Origin of the sequence: Janthinobacterium agaricidamnosum, from assembly GCF_003667705.1 — a bacterium.
Taxonomy (GTDB): Bacteria; Pseudomonadota; Gammaproteobacteria; order Burkholderiales; family Burkholderiaceae_D; genus Janthinobacterium.
The window spans coordinates 4606596-4620815 of record NZ_CP033019.1 but is presented as its reverse complement, the minus strand read 5'-3'; the positions used below and the strand labels follow the sequence as shown (position 1 = coordinate 4620815).

The following is a 14220-nucleotide window of genomic DNA, read 5'->3' as shown; positions in this document are numbered from 1 at the left end:
TGTAATTGTTTATATTGTATTCCAGAATGCCTGCTTTCTTCCAGAAAGCGTGTCCATGTCTGACTATTCTTCCTCCCGTGCCGCCGCGCCTGCCGCCGCCGCGCTGCCCGCCACCGTCTACCTGATCGCCGTGGGCGCGTTCGCGCTGGGCATGGCGTCGTATGTGACGGCGGGCCTGATGCCGATGATCGCCGGCGCCTTTTCCGTGTCCGTGGCGATGGCCGCGCAGCTGGTAACGGCGTTTACGCTGGCCTATGGTCTCGGCTCGCCGCTGGCCGTGGCCTTGCTGCCGGCGCGCGCGCAGCGCTCAGGACTGTTGACCGCCCTGGGCGTGTTCGTGCTGGCGAACGGGGCCAGCGCGCTGGCGCCAGGATTTTCCAGTCTGCTGGCATGGCGGGCCGTGGCCGGTATCGGCGCCGGCGTGTATCTGGCGCTGGGCATCGCGGCGGCGGCTGGCGTGTCGGCGCCGCGGCAGCGGGGCAAGGCCATAGCCTTGATCATGGGCGGCATGGCGGGCGGCACGGTGCTGGGCGTGCCATTGAGCTTGCTGCTGGCGCAGCAGCTGGGCTGGACGGCGGCCCTGTGGCTGGTGGCTTTCCTCGGTGCGCTGGCGCTGGCGGGCTTGCTGTGGAAGCTGCCCGCGCTGCCGGAAGTACCGGCGACCTCGCTGCGCCGCAAGCTGGCCTTGCTGGCCGATGGGCAGGTGCTGGCCATTTTGCTCGTGTCGCTGCTGGCGGCCATCGCCAGCCTGGGCATGTACACGTTCATTGCGCCGCTGCTGGCGTGGTCCGCGCACGGCGCCGCGATATCCGCCACGCCCTTCCTGTGGGCGTGGGGCGTGGGCGGCATCGCGGGCAGCGTATTGGTCGGGCCATGGGCGGACAAGGTGGCGGCGCCGAGACTGACTTGGCTCATCCTGCTGTTGCTGGCGCTGGCCTTGTGCGCGCTGCCGCTGGCGGCCGGCTGGTCGGCGTGGCTGATGCTGGCGCCCATCGTGCTGTGGGGCGCGGCCGGCTGGGCCCTGCAAGTGCCGCAGAACCAGCGGCTGCTGGCCGTGCGCGCGCGGCAGGGCGACGGCAACCTGGCCATCGCTCTCAACGAATCGGCGCTGTACCTGGGCAGTGCCATCGGCGCCGCCGCAGGCGGGGTACTGCTCCTGCTGGACTGGCCCGTGTGGCTGCTGGCGGCCTGCGCCGCCCTGGTCGCCGCCGCAGCGTTGCTGCTGCAATGGTGCGGCGTGAAATGGATTGCAGAATTCCGGAAAATGGAAGAGTCTGTTTAGTGACTTTCCAGCTGCGCGTACACGGCGTCGGCGATCTTGCCCAGTTCCTGTTTGGGCAGGCTCGCCGAGAGGGCATAACCGAGCTGGCCGTCGATCCAGTAAAACACGCTCAAGTCCTTTTCCTGCGTGTAGCGGAAGGCCGTTTCCTGCTTGCCGGCCCGTTCTTTTGCCACGTACAGGGTCAGGCGCTGACCTTTGCCATCTTCATACATGAATTGCGCCACGGGGCCGTCGCCATCGCCGGGCAGCAAACGCCCGCCGATCAGGTGATAGCCGAGCGGCGACAGCGCAGGCGGCTGCAATTTGCTGCCCAGGCGTTTCGACAGCCATTGCACCAGGTGCGCCTCCTGTTCCGCGCCCACCTCGACGGGGTGGCGTACTTCCGGCGTGTAGACGGCATGGGCGATGGCGGCGCTGCGCGCCAGGGAGATCGGGCTGGCGCTGGCGCTCCGCATGTCGGCGGCATCGCCGCCATCGCCGCGCATCAGCCAGCCGCCCGCGCCGCCCGCGAGCACCAGCACGACGGCAGCTGCCGCCTGCATGGCGGGGCGGCGCCAGGCGCCGTTCGCCGCCGGCGGGGCCGCCGCCTGCAGCAGGGCAGGCGGCACGGCTTCGTCCAGCACGGGATCGAACAGGGCGCGCAATTGCCGGTTCTGCTCGCGCCACGCATCGACCTTGGCGGCATCCCCGGGATGCGCGTGCAGGTGGGCGTCGACGGCCGCGCGCTGGTCTTCGGGCAGGACGCCGTCGGCCAGGGCGTGCAATTGCGCTTCGCTGATGGCTTGCGTTGTCATTTCACGACTTTCAGGGTGGGTGGGCCGCTGCCCTGGCTGCCGGCAGGGCGGCCGTCGAGCAGGGTGCGCAGCTTGTCGCGCCCGCGCGACAAACGCGACATCACGGTGCCGACGGGAAGGTCCAGGGTGGCCGCCACCTGCTCGTACGGCATCTGTTCGAGCGCGACGAGCAGGATCACTTCGCGCTGCCCCAGCGGCAAACGGGCCAGCGCCGCATCCATCTCGCCGATGGCGATGGCTTGCCCGGGCGCGTGCTCAGGCGCGGGCAGCACGGTATCGTCGTCGAGCTCCTGCAGCGCCAGGCCGGGGCGGCGCAACTGGTCCACGTGCAGGTTATGCATGATGGAGAAGAGCCAGGGCCGCATCTCGCCGACGCGCTGGTCCAGCTTGCGCCACGCCCGCTCCACGGTGTCCTGCACCAGGTCGTCCGCGTGCAGGGCGCCCGCCAGCGCGCGCGCATAGCGGCGCAGGCCGGGCAGGCACGCTTGCAGCTGACGGCTATCCTCTTGCGTGGTCATCGTGGCGGCGGGCAGGGCTGCTTAGGGCTTGACGACGTGCCACACGTTCTTGAAATTGTCGCCGGCCACGTCGCCCGGCTTCTTGTCTTCCTTGTACAGGTACAGGGGCTTGCCCTTGTAGGTCAGCTGCATGGCGCCGTTGTCTTCGCGCTTGATGCTGCCATACGGGGCGGCGGGCGCCGCGTTGGTGGCGATGACGGCGGGCCACGCGACCAGGCAGCCGCCGCTGCAGGCGCTCTTGCCGCTGTCGGCGACATCCTTGTCGAACACATACACGGTCATGCCGCTGGCGTTGACCAGCATGCCGTTGGCGGGCATGACGTCGGCGGCGAAGGCGAGGGGGGCGGACAAGGCGGTGAAAAGGGCGGTGGCGGCAAAAGTAGTAAAGCGCATGATGATCTCCTTGAGGTTTTGGGGGGCTTGCAAGGGATAGACGCGTGCCGCCCGCCGTTTATTCCCGCTCGTTTGACATATTTTTTGCCGGCGCATGCAGGCTGGCCCACAGGTGGGCGGCCGCCATGGTGCGGTGCGGCGCGTACTGGCGCAGCCACTGCTCCGTGCGCGCCATGTCCGGTTTCGTTTCCTCTCCGAGCAGCTTTTGCAGGGCGGCGCGGATCGCCACGTCGCCGTGCAGCGAGCAGTTGGCATAGCCGTAGCCGCGCAGCAGCGCGTAATTGACGGTCCACGGGCCGATGCCCTTGACGGCCAGCAGCGCCTGCGAAATGGCCGCCACGTCGCCGGAGGGCGGCAGTTCCAGCGACAATTCCCCGTCATCGACGAGATGCGCCAGGCGCAGCACGGTTTCCGCCTTGGCGCGCGAGAATTTGCGGCTGGTCAAATCCTCGATGTCCAGCCGCGCCACGTCGCGCGCCTCCGGGTAGCACCACAAGCCGCTGCCATGCCGGCGCCCCGCCTGCAGAATGAAGGTGCGGCGCAGGGAAATGGCGAACGGCAGGTTGATCTGCTGGCCGATGATGGCCCAGGTCAGCGCCTCGAACGGGCTGGCCGATTGCACGATGCGCAATCCCGGGTTAAGCCGGATCAACGGCGCCAGCAGCGGATCGGCGGCGGCCAGCTGCGCGAAGGGTTGCGGGTCGATGCGCAGGCCGAGGATGTTGAGCAGGGCGCCATGCAGCGCCGTGTGCAGGGCGTCACTGGCGCTGCCGTCGATCTCGGCGCGGCAGACGGCCGCGGCGTCCGCGAACGCCACGTCCAGCACGACGGGCACGCCGGCAAGCAGGATGCCCTTGCGCAGGCCCGTCGCGGTGACCTGTTCCGCCACGGCTTCCGTATCGCGGCTGTGAAAGGCGATGACGTCGTCGCGGCGGTAGCCGGCGGGCAGGGGGAGGGTCCAGTGCAGCAGGGTCATGGTGGCCAAATTCAGTGAAGGTAGCAGGGGCGCGCCGCCGGCGCACCGCGTTTCTTGCTGCGGTCCTTAGCGGGCGCAGATATCGGTGGTGGGCGGACTCAGGGCCGCCGCGTGATGGATCTGCAGCGCGTCGGGCACGCCATTTTTCACGGCCGTCAGTTCGGCCAGGATGGAAATGGCGATTTCGGCCGGCGTCTTGCTGCCGATGTACAGGCCGATGGGGCCATGCAGGCGCGCCAGCTGCTCGGCGCTGACGTCGAACTGCAGCAGCCGTTCGCGGCGCTTGGCGTTATTCGCGCGCGAGCCGATGGCGCCGACATAAAAAGCCGGCGATTTCAATGCTTCCATCAGGGCCAGGTCGTCGAGCTTGGGGTCGTGCGTGAGGGCGACGACGGCGCTGCGGCTGTCGAGTTTTAATTCCAGCACCAGGTCGTCCGGCATGGCGTGCAGCAGGGGCACGCCCGGTACGTTCCAGCCGCCCCGGTATTCCTCGCGCGGGTCGCAGACGATGACGTGGTAATCCATGGCCGTGGCGATCTGCGCCACGAAGCGCGACAGCTGGCTGGCGCCGATGATCAGCAATCGCCAGCGCGGGCCGTGCTGCGTGGTGAGCACCGCGCCTTCCAGGGCCAGCACGGCGCCCGGCGTGGCGCGCTGCAGGGTGACGGCGCCGCTGTGCAGGTCGAGGCGGCGCTCGACGAGTTCATGCGCTTCCAGGCGTGCCAGCAGTTCGGCCACCTTGCTGTCCGCGTGCAGCGGCTCGATGGCCAGTTCGATGGTGCCGCCGCAGGGCAGGCCGAAGCGGTGCGCCTCGTCGGCGCTGATGCCGTAGCTGACGATTTCCGGCAAGGTGCGCACGATGCCGTGCACGCGCACGGTGTCGATCAAGTCATCCTCGATGCAGCCGCCGGAGACGGAGCCGACCACCGTGCCGTCGTCGCAGATGGCCAGGGTGGCGCCCACGGGACGGGGGCTGGAGCCCCAGGTCTTGATGACGGTGACGAGTTCGCAGCGGTGCCCGGCGGCGAGCCAGGCGGCGCTGGTTTTCAGAACTTCAAGGTCGATGCTGTCCATGAGGCGCGGAAGGAAAGCCGCAGGCAGGCGGCAAAGTATGGAATATTCTTCAATATTGTGGCTATACTACGCTCTCCAACAGCCTGCGGAGAGTTTTCATGTCGAACGACCAAAAGACGCAAGATGACGGCATCCCCAAGTTTGGCAAACTGCTCATCGCCCTGTTCCTGGCGGTGGTATTTTGCGGCGCTCTGACCTGGGTCATGGGCACCTACTTCCCGAACTTCCCGGGCGCCTGAGCAAACCTGCTGCATCAGGCGCCTTTGGCGTTTAAGGCTTGAGCGGTTTCTTCGCCGCCTGCTTGGCGCGCACGTCAGTGACGGCGCGGTTGATCGCCGCCATGCGCGAGTTGGTGCCCGGGTGCAGGGCCGTGTAGCCGTTGGCGACCGTGGCCGGCACTTGCGTGGCCAGGCGCTGCCAGAAGCGGGCCGCGTTGTCGACATTGTAGCCGGCGCGCGCCAGCAGATAGATGGCCAGGGTGTCGGCTTGCACGTCGAGTTCCTGCGGCATGGCCTTGATGCCGGCGGCGCCCGTCAGCATCGACACGTCGGGCTGCACGGCGCCCAGGCTGTCGATGATGCTGCCGGCCGTACCCGCCGTGCGCTGGCTGCGCGCGTGGTCGAGGATGTTGTGCGCCATTTCGCGGGCGATGACGAAGGCGATGCCTTCATCGTTTTGCGCCGCATTGACCATGCCGCGCGTGAGCATGATGCGCGAACCGTCCGAATACGCGTTGATATTGTCCGCATTGCCCAGGGCGACGCGGAAGGCGCAGGCGCGCGTGACGGGAATTTTGAGGTCTTGCTGCTGGCCGTCGCGGGCGATGGTCATGTTCAGGCTCGCGCTTTTCGAGGCCAGCGGGCCGACGATGGCGCCGAACGGGCCTTCCGCTTTCGGGCCGGCCGGCAGCGGCTTGCCTTCGGCGGCCAGCAAGCCGTCGCCCTTGCGCAAGCCGGCGCGCGCGGCGCCGCTGCCCGGCAAGACGCCGGACACCTGCATCTGCTCGCCGTAGCCGAGGGCCGCCTGCGCCGCGTCGGCATAGATGCCGGGGTAGGAATACTTGTTCTGCGCCGTGAAGCCCAGCAGGTTGCGCGCATACGTCTTGCACAGGTCCGCATTATTGATCAGCAGGGGCGCCGACACTTTCGACAGGCGGTCCTGCAGCGCCACCATCTTCACCAGTTCTTCCTGCGCCGCCTTTTGCTGCGCCGTCGGTGCGGGCGCATCGGGCGCCGGCACGACGTTGAACGGGCCGCTGACATTCGTCGCCGGCGTGGTGCAGCCGGCCAGAATGGCCGCGCCGGCCAACAGGAGGGGAGTGGCCAGTCGGCGCAGCGAGGTTGGGGCTGGGATCAGATGGCGGAAACCTGGCATAAGTGTCAATCCTTAATGTTTGCCGGTGCTGCCGAAACCGCCAACACCGCGTTCGCTGTCGCCGAATTCCTCGACGACGTTAAAGCCCACTTGCAGCACCGGCACGATAATCAGCTGCGCCAGGCGTTCCATGGGATTGAGCGTGAATGCGCTCTGGCCCCGGTTCCAGGTCGATACCATCAGCTGGCCCTGGTAATCGGAGTCGATCAAGCCTACCAGATTCCCCAATACGATGCCGTTTTTGTGGCCCATGCCGCTGCGCGGCAAAATCATGGCCGCATACGACGGGTCGCCGATGTGGATGGCCAGGCCGGTGGGAATGAGCACGGTCTGGCCGGCTTCGATGGTGATGGGCTCGGTTATGCAGGCGCGCAGGTCGAGTCCCGCGCTGCCCGGCGTGGCGTAGGCCGGCAGCAGTTCTTGCATGCGGGCGTCGAGGATCTTGATGTCGATATTTTTCATTGAAGCTAAGTCGTTTAGAAAGTGATTATTTGAGCAGTGAATTCCTGGCGATCCGCTTCGAGATTTCCGAAATCAGCTGGCGCGCCAGGTTCAGTTTCGAGGCGCGCGGCAGCACGGTATGGCCTTCCTCGTCGAACAGGATGATGGTGTTGTCGTCCTGGCCAAACGTGTTCTGGCCGATATTGCCGACCAGCAGGGGAATGCCTTTTTTCTCGCGCTTGACCGAGCCGAATTCCACGAGGTTTTCCGATTCGGCGGCAAAGCCCACGCAGTACGGATAGCCGGCCAGGTTGGTGCGCGCCGCCACGGTGGCCAGGATGTCGGGATTTTGCACGAACTGCAGTTCGGGCACGGAGCCGTCGGCCTGCTTTTTCATCTTCTGGTCGCTGGCGTTGGCCACGCGCCAGTCTGCCACAGCGGCCACGGCGACGAAGACATGCTGGCCGTCGACGTGGGCCAGTACCGCATCATGCATCTGCTGCGCGCTTTGCACGTCGATGCGGCGCACGCCGAATGGCGCGTCCAGGGCCGTCGGGCCGGAAATGAGCAGCACCTCGGCGCCCGCTTCGCGCGCCGCGCGCGCCACCGCATAGCCCATCTTGCCCGAGGACAGATTGGTGATGCCGCGCACGGGGTCGATGGCTTCAAACGTGGGGCCGGCCGTGACCAGCACGCGCTTGCCCGCCAGGACTTTCGGCTGGAAGGCGGCGATCAGCTCCGTCAAGAGCTGTTCCGGCTCCAGCATGCGGCCCAGGCCAACTTCGCCGCACGCCTGTTCGCCGGCGGCCGGGCCGAACAGGGTGATGCCGTCGTCGCGCAGCTGCTGCACATTGCGCTGCGTGGCGGGGTTCTGCCACATTTCCACGTTCATGGCCGGCGCCACGAGCAAGGGCAGGTGGGAGGGACGGGCCAGGCACAGGGTCGACAGCAGGTCGTCGCACACGCCATGGGCGAGTTTACGCAGAAAATCGGCCGAGCACGGCGCGATCAGGATGGCGTCCGCGTGGCGCGTCAAATCGATATGCGCCATGTTGTTGTCTATGCGCGCATCCCACTGGCTCGTGTGCACGGGGTGGCCGGACAGCGCCTGCATGGTCACGGCCGTGATGAAGTGGCTGGCGGCATCCGTCATGACCACCTGCACCGAGGCGCCGGCCTTCGTCAGCGCGCGGCACAGTTCCGCCGCCTTGTAGCAGGCGACGCCGCCCGAAAGTCCCAGGACGATTTTTTTGCCGGACAATTCCATGCCGTTCTCCCGCGTGTTTATTTGTTTACCCGGCGCAGTTCATCGATGATGAACAGGGCCGCGCCGATGCAGATGGCGCTGTCGGCGATATTGAAAGCGGGGAAATGGCCCCAGCTTTTCCAGTGGAAGTCGAGGAAATCGACCACGTGACCGTACACCAGGCGGTCGATGGCGTTGCCCAGCGCGCCGCCGAGGATCAGCGCCAGGGCCCAGCAGAACATGCGCTGGCCGGCGTGCTTTTTCAGCAGATAGATGATGTAGATGGCGGCCGCCAGGGCGATGCCGGTGAAGAAATAGCGCTGCCAGCCGCCCTGGTCGGACAGGAAGCTGAACGCGGCGCCCTTGTTATACGCGAGCACCAGGTTGAAATACGAGGTGATGACCATCTCTTGCGCGTAGCGGAAGGTCTTCAGGATCGTGATCTTGGTGATCTGGTCGAACAGGATGACGATGGCGGCGATGCCCAGCCAGGGCACGAGCGACGCCGAGGAGGACGATTTCGATGAAAAACGGTTTTTAGTGGCCATATTTTTCCAGGGAAGATAAAGCCGCCGCCTGGCAGCAGGCGGCGGTTGGACTCATAGCATACAACGACGGGCAAAATCGTAGCGAGCGGCAGCGAGGCTCGGCGCCCCCGTTGGCCCGAGACGCGCAGCTGTACTTTAGTACAGCGAGCATCGCAGGCCGCAAATCGCGACGCGCAGTAGATTTTGACGACGTTGTTAGGCGAAGCGGCGTTTCTCGCCCGCGCCAAACAGGTTGCTGACGCAGCGGCCGCACAGGGTAGCATGCGCGGCGTCCGTGCCCACGTCCGCGCGGTAGTGCCAGCAGCGCTCGCATTTCGGCGCCGTCGACGCTGCCACGACCACTTCCTCGGCCGCTTCCTCAAGCACTTCGGCCACCGTGGCCTGCGAGGTGATGAAGACGAACTTCAAGTCGTCGCCCAGGGTGGTCAACAGCTTGTACTTCATCGGCGCGGCCTTGATCGTCAGTTCTGCCTGCAGCGAGGAACCGATGGCGCCCGAGGTGCGCAAGTCTTCCAGCTGTTTGGTGACGTCCGTGCGCACGGCGCGCAGGGCCGTGTATTTCTCCAGCAGGTCGGCCGCGTCCGACACTTCCGGCAGCTGCCACCAGGTTTGCGTGAAGATGGTTTCATCGCTGGCGGCATATGCATCCGCGCCGGCGAAGACTGCCCATGCTTCTTCGGCCGTGAACGACAGGGCCGGGGCCATCAGGCGCAGCAGGCTTTGCGTGATGTGCCACAGGGCCGTCTGCGCCGAACGGCGCGCGTGCGACGTTAAACCGGAGGTGTACAGACGGTCCTTCAGGATGTCCAGGTAGAAGCCGCCCAGGTCTTCCGAGCAGTACGTCTGCAGCTTCGACACGACGGGGTGGAACTCGTAGCGCGCATAGTTGTTCTCGATCTGCTGCTGCAGCGATGCCATGTTGGCCAGCGCATAGCGGTCGATTTCGAACATCTCCGCCACCGGCACGGCGTCCGTGGCCGGATTGAAGTCCGATGTGTTCGCCAGCAGGAAGCGCAGGGTGTTGCGGATGCGGCGGTACGATTCCGTCACGCGTTTGAGGATTTCATCGGAGATCGACAGCTCGCCCGTGTAGTCGGTCGAAGCGATCCACAGGCGCAGGATGTCCGCGCCCAGGGTGTCCGAAATCTTTTGCGGCGCCAGCGTGTTGCCCAGCGACTTCGACATCTTCTTGCCTTCGCCGTCGACCGTGAAGCCGTGCGTCAGCAGGGCCTTGTACGGCGGACGGCCGTTCAGCATCGACGACACGAGCAGCGACGAGTGGAACCAGCCGCGATGCTGGTCCGAGCCTTCCAGGTACAGGTCGGCCGGGAATTGCAGCTGCGTCGAGTGCGAACCGTGGCCTTGCGGGCCGCCCAGCACCGTCTGGTGCGTGGCGCCGGAATCGAACCACACGTCCAGGGTATCCTTGTTCTTGGCGTAGATGGCCGCTTCGTCGCCGATCAGGTCTTTCAGGTCCAGCGCCTGCCATGCCTCGATGCCGTTCTTTTCGATCAGCTTGGCCACTTGCTCCAGCAGTTCCGGCGTGCGCGGATGCAGGTCGCCCGTTTCCTTGTGCACGATGAAGGCCATCGGCACGCCCCACTGGCGCTGGCGCGACAGGGTCCAGTCGGGACGGTTGGCGATCATGCCGTGCAGGCGCGCCTGGCCCCAGTCCGGGAAGAACTCGGTGTCGGCGATGCCTTTCAAGGCCGTCTCGCGCAGGGTGGCGCCGCCGTCCTTCGGCGTCACGTCCATGCCGGCGAACCACTGCGAGGTGGCGCGGTAGATCACAGGCTTTTTGTGACGCCAGCAATGCATGTAGCTGTGGTCGAACATCTTGACTTCGAACAGGGCGCCCGCTTCTTTCAGGGCGGCGCAGATCGGCTTCGAAGCGTCCCAGATGCTCATGCCGCCGAACAGGGGCAGCGTCGAAACGTAATTGCCGTCGCCCATGACGGGCTTGATGATGTCGTCGTCCTTCATGCCGTGCGCCTTGCACGAGATGAAGTCGTCCACGCCATACGCGGGCGCCGAGTGCACCACGCCCGTGCCGCTTTCGGCGGTCACGTAATCGGCCAGGTACATCGGCGACAGGCGGTCGTAGAAAGCGTGCGACGCGTGCAGCGGATGGCGGAAGCTGATGCCTTCCAGCGCGGCTCCGTCGCAGGTGGCGATCGTCGTGCCTTCGAGCTTGAAGCGCGCCAGGCTCGATTCGACCAGGTCTTGCGCCAGGATCAGCAGCAAGGGCTTGCCGTCGCGCGAGGTTTCGACCAGTGCGTATGTCAATTCAGGATGGACGTTCAGTGCCTGGTTCGACGGGATGGTCCACGGGGTCGTCGTCCAGATGACGACGAAGCCATTTTCGGTCGGCAGTGTCGGCAGATTGAAAGCCTTGGCCAGCTTGTCGAATTGGGCGAACTTGAAGCCGACATCGATGGCCGGGTCGCGTTTGTTTTCGTATTCGATTTCAGCTTCCGCCAGCGCCGACTGGCAGTCAAAACACCAGTTGACCGGTTTCAGGCCGCGGTAGACATAGCCTTTTTCCAGCAGCTTGCCCAGCGCGCGCAGTTCGTCGGCTTCATTGCCGTGCGCCATGGTCAGATACGGGTTGTCCCATTCGCCCAGCACGCCCAGGCGAATAAAGTCCTTCTTCTGGCGCTCGACCTGCACGTTGGCGTAGGCGCGGGCCTTTTCCAGCACTTCAGCCGTCGGCAGGTTCTTGCCGTGCAGTTTTTCGATCTGGATCTCGATCGGCATGCCGTGGCAATCCCAGCCCGGTACATACGGCGCGTCGAAGCCGGCCAGCGAGCGCGACTTGACGACCATGTCCTTCAGGATCTTGTTGACGGCGTGGCCCAGGTGGATGTCGCCATTCGCGTACGGCGGGCCGTCATGCAGGATGAATTTCGGACGCCCGGCGGCAGCCTTGCGCACGCGCTCGTAAATCTTCTTGTCTTGCCATTGCTGTACCCATTGCGGCTCGCGCTTGGCCATGTCGCCGCGCATCGGGAATGGGGTTTCCGTCATGTTGACCGGGTATTTGCTTTCAGGCTTCTTGTTTTGCTTGGGCGTGGCTGGCTTGTTTTGATCGGACATAGTCTTCTTTAATGATATTGAATGGTTTGCGGCGGCAGGAGCCGCCAGGCGACGGAGTTGGCCGGCGTCAAATTCGGTCGGTGGCGGTAATGGCGCCGCTGCGCTGTTCAAAATAGGCGCGCGCCTGGTTCGAGTCGCGCTCGATGGCGGCCGTCAGGGTGGGCAAGTCGTCGTACTTTTCTTCGTCGCGCAGCTTTTGCAGGAATTCCACGCGTACCAGCTTGCCGTAGCAGGATTGATTGAAATCAAACAGATGCACTTCCAGCAAGACGCGGCCGCTGTCGTCGACGGTGGGGCGCACGCCGAGGCTGGCCACGGCGGGCAGCGGTAGTGGTCCCAGGCCGTGTACTTGCACGATGAAGATGCCGGACAGGGCGGGGCGGTGCGCCACGCGCAGGTTCAGGGTGGGGAAACCGAGGGTGCGGCCCAGCTTCTGGCCGTGGATGACGTGGCCGGATATGGCGTACGGATGGCCCAGTAGCTGCGTGGCCAGCGGGAAATCGCCGGCGGCCAGGGCCAGGCGCACGGCCGACGAGGAGATGCGCGTGCTGCCATTCATCACCGTCGGTAAAGTTTCTACGTGGAAACCGTATTCGCGGCCCGCTTCCTGCAGCATGGCGACGTCGCCGGCGCGCCGGGCACCATAGCAAAAGTCGTCGCCGACCATCAGCCATTTCACGTGCAGGCCGTCGACGAGGACTTTTTCCGTGAATTCCTGCGGCGTCAGGGCGGCGAACTGGGCGCTGAAGTGCTCGACGACGACCCGGTCGATGCCGGCGTCATCCAGCGACTGCAGCTTGTCGCGCAGGTTGGCGATGCGCTGCGGCGCCTTCGTCAGGTCGCCTGCGCGTTGCGCGAAGAATTCGCGCGGGTGCGGTTCGAACGTCATCACGGCCGCTTCGATGCCGAGTTCAGTGGCAGCTTCGCGCACGCGCGCCAGCAAGGCCTGATGGCCGATGTGGACACCGTCAAAATTGCCGATGGTCAGAGCGCAAGGCGCTCGTGCCTGGGCATTGGGAAGTCCGCGGAATACCTTCATAGGAATCTGATGAAAAACTGTGCCAAAAGGGGGATTATACGGACTGTTTCAGGGATGCACACCCGGCAGGGCGGCCGCACGGGTAATTTCCCTGCTGAAATGATAAAAAGCGTTGCCGGCAAGGGTGCCGGCAACGCTTTAGTGATGGGCAATTGACTAGCTGCCCGACAATATCCTGGGGATATTATCTTATTTATTCATCAAGGCCCAGTAGCGGGCCAGGTCAGCCGCGCCGTCCGTGCCCTTGACGGCTTTCAGCGCGGTCGATGCGTTGGCTTTCTTGCCGGCGTGGATGTAGGCGATGCCCAGGTGCAGCTTGGCTTCTTCGGGATACTTGGCGGTACCCATCTTCACGGCGTCATTCATCAGGCCCAGGCCTTTTTCTGCCTGGCCATCGTAGACCAGGGCGAAGCCCAGCTTGCTCAAGCTGTCGGCGTCCTTGTTCTTGACGTATTCCGCTTCCGACTTGGCGGCGTTGGCCTTCAGGTCAGCCTGGGTCTTCAGGGCCAGGTCTTTCAGGCGCTGGTGACGGGCGGCATCGGCGCCGGTGCCCAGCACGCCTTTTTTGTAGCCCTGCTCGATGATGCTCAGCGCTTCGCCAGGATTGCCTGCTTGCAAGGCCAACTGGCTGATTTCCATGTATTCGGAAGGCTTGGTGAACAGGCCGTTGGCCAGGCGCAGGCGCTGGACGTCCAGGCCCAGGCGTTGCGAGAAGCCAGGCTTGCCGGAAACGCGGTTCAGCAGGTCGGCCCAGTAGCTGGTTTTCGGATAGCTCGACGCCAGTTTTTCCAGGGTCGACACATAGCCGGCCTTGTCGTTTTGCTTCAACTGGATGTTGGCCAGCATTTGCAGGCTCGCTTCCGAGTTGCCGCCGCGCGCTTGCAGTTCTTTCGCCGCTTCGGCGTAGTTGCCGCTGACGTAGTAGGTCTGGATCAGCAGTTCGCGCATCTGTGGATCTTCGCGGTCTTTCAGCGAACGTTTGATCCAGGTGATGGTATTCGGCCAATCCTTGGCGCGGTAGTACATGCCTGCCAGCGCTTGCGTGAATTTGGGAGCTTCGGCGGCGCTCAGGCGGCCGGAATTGATGACGGCTTCAAAAGCCTTGATGGCGGTGCCGTTGTCGCCGGCGGCGGCAGCGGCCGAGGCGCGCACGCGCTCGATCTGGTAGCTTTCAAAGGCGGTCTTGCCGCCGACGCTGTCAGCTTCGCGCAGCTTGGCCAGCGCTTCCTTGTTTTTGCCGCTGCTAGCGAGTTTTTGCGCTTCTTGCAGTGGCTTGCCCACTTCGGCACGCACGGTGTCCGCGGCGTATGCCAGCGAGCCCAGGCCGATTACGGGAGTTGCTGCGGTAAAACCGATAGCGGCCATGACGAGGCCGAGATGAGCGAGACGAAACTTGGACATAAGAAAGTCTTTCAGTAAAAAGCGAATAGGCAGGAAGT

14 protein-coding genes are annotated in these 14220 nt (G+C 64.9%); 2 read left to right on the top strand and 12 right to left on the bottom strand.

Features of this window, described 5'->3' with window-relative positions; genetic code table 11:
* Positions 1-55 precede the first annotated feature (55 nt).
* Positions 56-1282 carry an MFS transporter gene (locus D9M09_RS20875; RefSeq protein ID WP_121670280.1) on the top strand — a complete coding sequence of 409 codons (1227 nt, stop codon included), beginning with the start codon at positions 56-58 and terminating at the stop codon, positions 1280-1282.
* Here D9M09_RS20875 and D9M09_RS20870 read toward each other — a convergent pair.
* The 5 genes from D9M09_RS20870 to D9M09_RS20850 form a co-directional block, all read right to left on the bottom strand.
* Positions 1279-2076 (bottom strand): anti-sigma factor family protein, encoded by a 798-nt coding sequence (locus D9M09_RS20870; RefSeq protein WP_121670279.1) that lies wholly within the window; start codon positions 2074-2076, stop codon positions 1279-1281. The genes D9M09_RS20875 and D9M09_RS20870 overlap by 4 nt on opposite strands.
* Positions 2073-2594 (bottom strand): RNA polymerase sigma factor, encoded by a 522-nt coding sequence (locus tag D9M09_RS20865; RefSeq protein WP_121670278.1) that lies wholly within the window; start codon positions 2592-2594, stop codon positions 2073-2075. Before D9M09_RS20865 ends, D9M09_RS20870 begins: the two co-directional genes overlap by 4 nt.
* Positions 2595-2615: 21 nt before the next feature.
* Positions 2616-2987, bottom strand: coding sequence for a COG4315 family predicted lipoprotein (locus tag D9M09_RS20860; protein ID WP_121670277.1), 372 nt, complete (start codon positions 2985-2987; stop codon positions 2616-2618).
* 58 nt (positions 2988-3045) lie between these two features.
* Positions 3046-3963, bottom strand: a complete 918-nt coding sequence (locus D9M09_RS20855; RefSeq protein WP_121670276.1) for a DNA-3-methyladenine glycosylase 2 — start codon at positions 3961-3963, stop codon at positions 3046-3048.
* A 66-nt stretch (positions 3964-4029) separates the two neighbouring features.
* Positions 4030-5037 (bottom strand): XdhC family protein, encoded by a 1008-nt coding sequence (locus tag D9M09_RS20850; RefSeq protein WP_121670275.1) that lies wholly within the window; start codon positions 5035-5037, stop codon positions 4030-4032.
* Between the two features lie 98 nt (positions 5038-5135).
* Here D9M09_RS20850 and D9M09_RS29185 point away from each other — a divergent pair, with 98 nt between their 5' ends.
* Positions 5136-5276 (top strand): hypothetical protein, encoded by a 141-nt coding sequence (locus D9M09_RS29185; protein WP_162995759.1) that lies wholly within the window; start codon positions 5136-5138, stop codon positions 5274-5276.
* A 31-nt stretch (positions 5277-5307) separates the two neighbouring features.
* On the opposite strand, the gene D9M09_RS20845 is transcribed toward D9M09_RS29185, so the two are convergent.
* The 7 genes from D9M09_RS20845 to D9M09_RS20815 all read right to left on the bottom strand — a co-directional run bounded on the left by D9M09_RS20845 (position 5308) and on the right by D9M09_RS20815 (position 14182).
* Positions 5308-6411, bottom strand: a complete 1104-nt coding sequence (locus tag D9M09_RS20845) for a M48 family metallopeptidase (RefSeq protein ID WP_070312172.1) — start codon at positions 6409-6411, stop codon at positions 5308-5310.
* A gap of 12 nt (positions 6412-6423) precedes the next feature.
* A complete protein-coding gene (dut, locus tag D9M09_RS20840) occupies positions 6424-6873 on the bottom strand; it encodes a dUTP diphosphatase (RefSeq protein WP_121670274.1) in 450 nt (149 codons plus the stop codon).
* A 25-nt stretch (positions 6874-6898) separates the two neighbouring features.
* Complete coding sequence (gene coaBC / locus D9M09_RS20835; protein WP_121670273.1) at positions 6899-8119, bottom strand: bifunctional phosphopantothenoylcysteine decarboxylase/phosphopantothenate--cysteine ligase CoaBC; 1221 nt, start codon at positions 8117-8119, stop codon at positions 6899-6901.
* 17 nt (positions 8120-8136) lie between these two features.
* Positions 8137-8646, bottom strand: coding sequence for a signal peptidase II (gene lspA, locus D9M09_RS20830; protein ID WP_070224538.1), 510 nt, complete (start codon positions 8644-8646; stop codon positions 8137-8139).
* A 195-nt stretch (positions 8647-8841) separates the two neighbouring features.
* Complete coding sequence (ileS, locus tag D9M09_RS20825; RefSeq protein WP_121670272.1) at positions 8842-11742, bottom strand: isoleucine--tRNA ligase; 2901 nt, start codon at positions 11740-11742, stop codon at positions 8842-8844.
* Between the two features lie 67 nt (positions 11743-11809).
* Positions 11810-12781, bottom strand: a complete 972-nt coding sequence (locus D9M09_RS20820) for a bifunctional riboflavin kinase/FAD synthetase (RefSeq protein WP_121670271.1) — start codon at positions 12779-12781, stop codon at positions 11810-11812.
* 189 nt (positions 12782-12970) lie between these two features.
* A complete protein-coding gene (locus tag D9M09_RS20815) occupies positions 12971-14182 on the bottom strand; it encodes a hypothetical protein (RefSeq protein WP_121670270.1) in 1212 nt (403 codons plus the stop codon).
* Positions 14183-14220: the final 38 nt, after the last annotated feature.

Excerpts from the sequence above, each read along its gene's own strand:
- ileS (WP_121670272.1), bottom strand. The coding sequence starts at position 11,742 with ATGTCCGATCAAAACAAGCCAGCCACGCCCAAGCAAAACAAGAAGCCT.
- lspA (WP_070224538.1), bottom strand. The coding sequence starts at position 8,646 with ATGGCCACTAAAAACCGTTTTTCATCGAAATCGTCCTCCTCGGCGTCG.
- coaBC (WP_121670273.1), bottom strand. The coding sequence starts at position 8,119 with ATGGAATTGTCCGGCAAAAAAATCGTCCTGGGACTTTCGGGCGGCGTC.
- D9M09_RS20875 (WP_121670280.1), top strand. The coding sequence starts at position 56 with ATGTCTGACTATTCTTCCTCCCGTGCCGCCGCGCCTGCCGCCGCCGCG.
- D9M09_RS20865 (WP_121670278.1), bottom strand. The coding sequence starts at position 2,594 with ATGACCACGCAAGAGGATAGCCGTCAGCTGCAAGCGTGCCTGCCCGGC.
- D9M09_RS20820 (WP_121670271.1), bottom strand. The coding sequence starts at position 12,781 with ATGAAGGTATTCCGCGGACTTCCCAATGCCCAGGCACGAGCGCCTTGC.
- D9M09_RS20870 (WP_121670279.1), bottom strand. The coding sequence starts at position 2,076 with ATGACAACGCAAGCCATCAGCGAAGCGCAATTGCACGCCCTGGCCGAC.
- D9M09_RS20855 (WP_121670276.1), bottom strand. The coding sequence starts at position 3,963 with ATGACCCTGCTGCACTGGACCCTCCCCCTGCCCGCCGGCTACCGCCGC.
- D9M09_RS29185 (WP_162995759.1), top strand. The coding sequence starts at position 5,136 with ATGTCGAACGACCAAAAGACGCAAGATGACGGCATCCCCAAGTTTGGC.
- D9M09_RS20815 (WP_121670270.1), bottom strand. The coding sequence starts at position 14,182 with ATGTCCAAGTTTCGTCTCGCTCATCTCGGCCTCGTCATGGCCGCTATC.
- D9M09_RS20860 (WP_121670277.1), bottom strand. The coding sequence starts at position 2,987 with ATGCGCTTTACTACTTTTGCCGCCACCGCCCTTTTCACCGCCTTGTCC.
- D9M09_RS20845 (WP_070312172.1), bottom strand. The coding sequence starts at position 6,411 with ATGCCAGGTTTCCGCCATCTGATCCCAGCCCCAACCTCGCTGCGCCGA.
- dut (WP_121670274.1), bottom strand. The coding sequence starts at position 6,873 with ATGAAAAATATCGACATCAAGATCCTCGACGCCCGCATGCAAGAACTG.
- D9M09_RS20850 (WP_121670275.1), bottom strand. The coding sequence starts at position 5,037 with ATGGACAGCATCGACCTTGAAGTTCTGAAAACCAGCGCCGCCTGGCTC.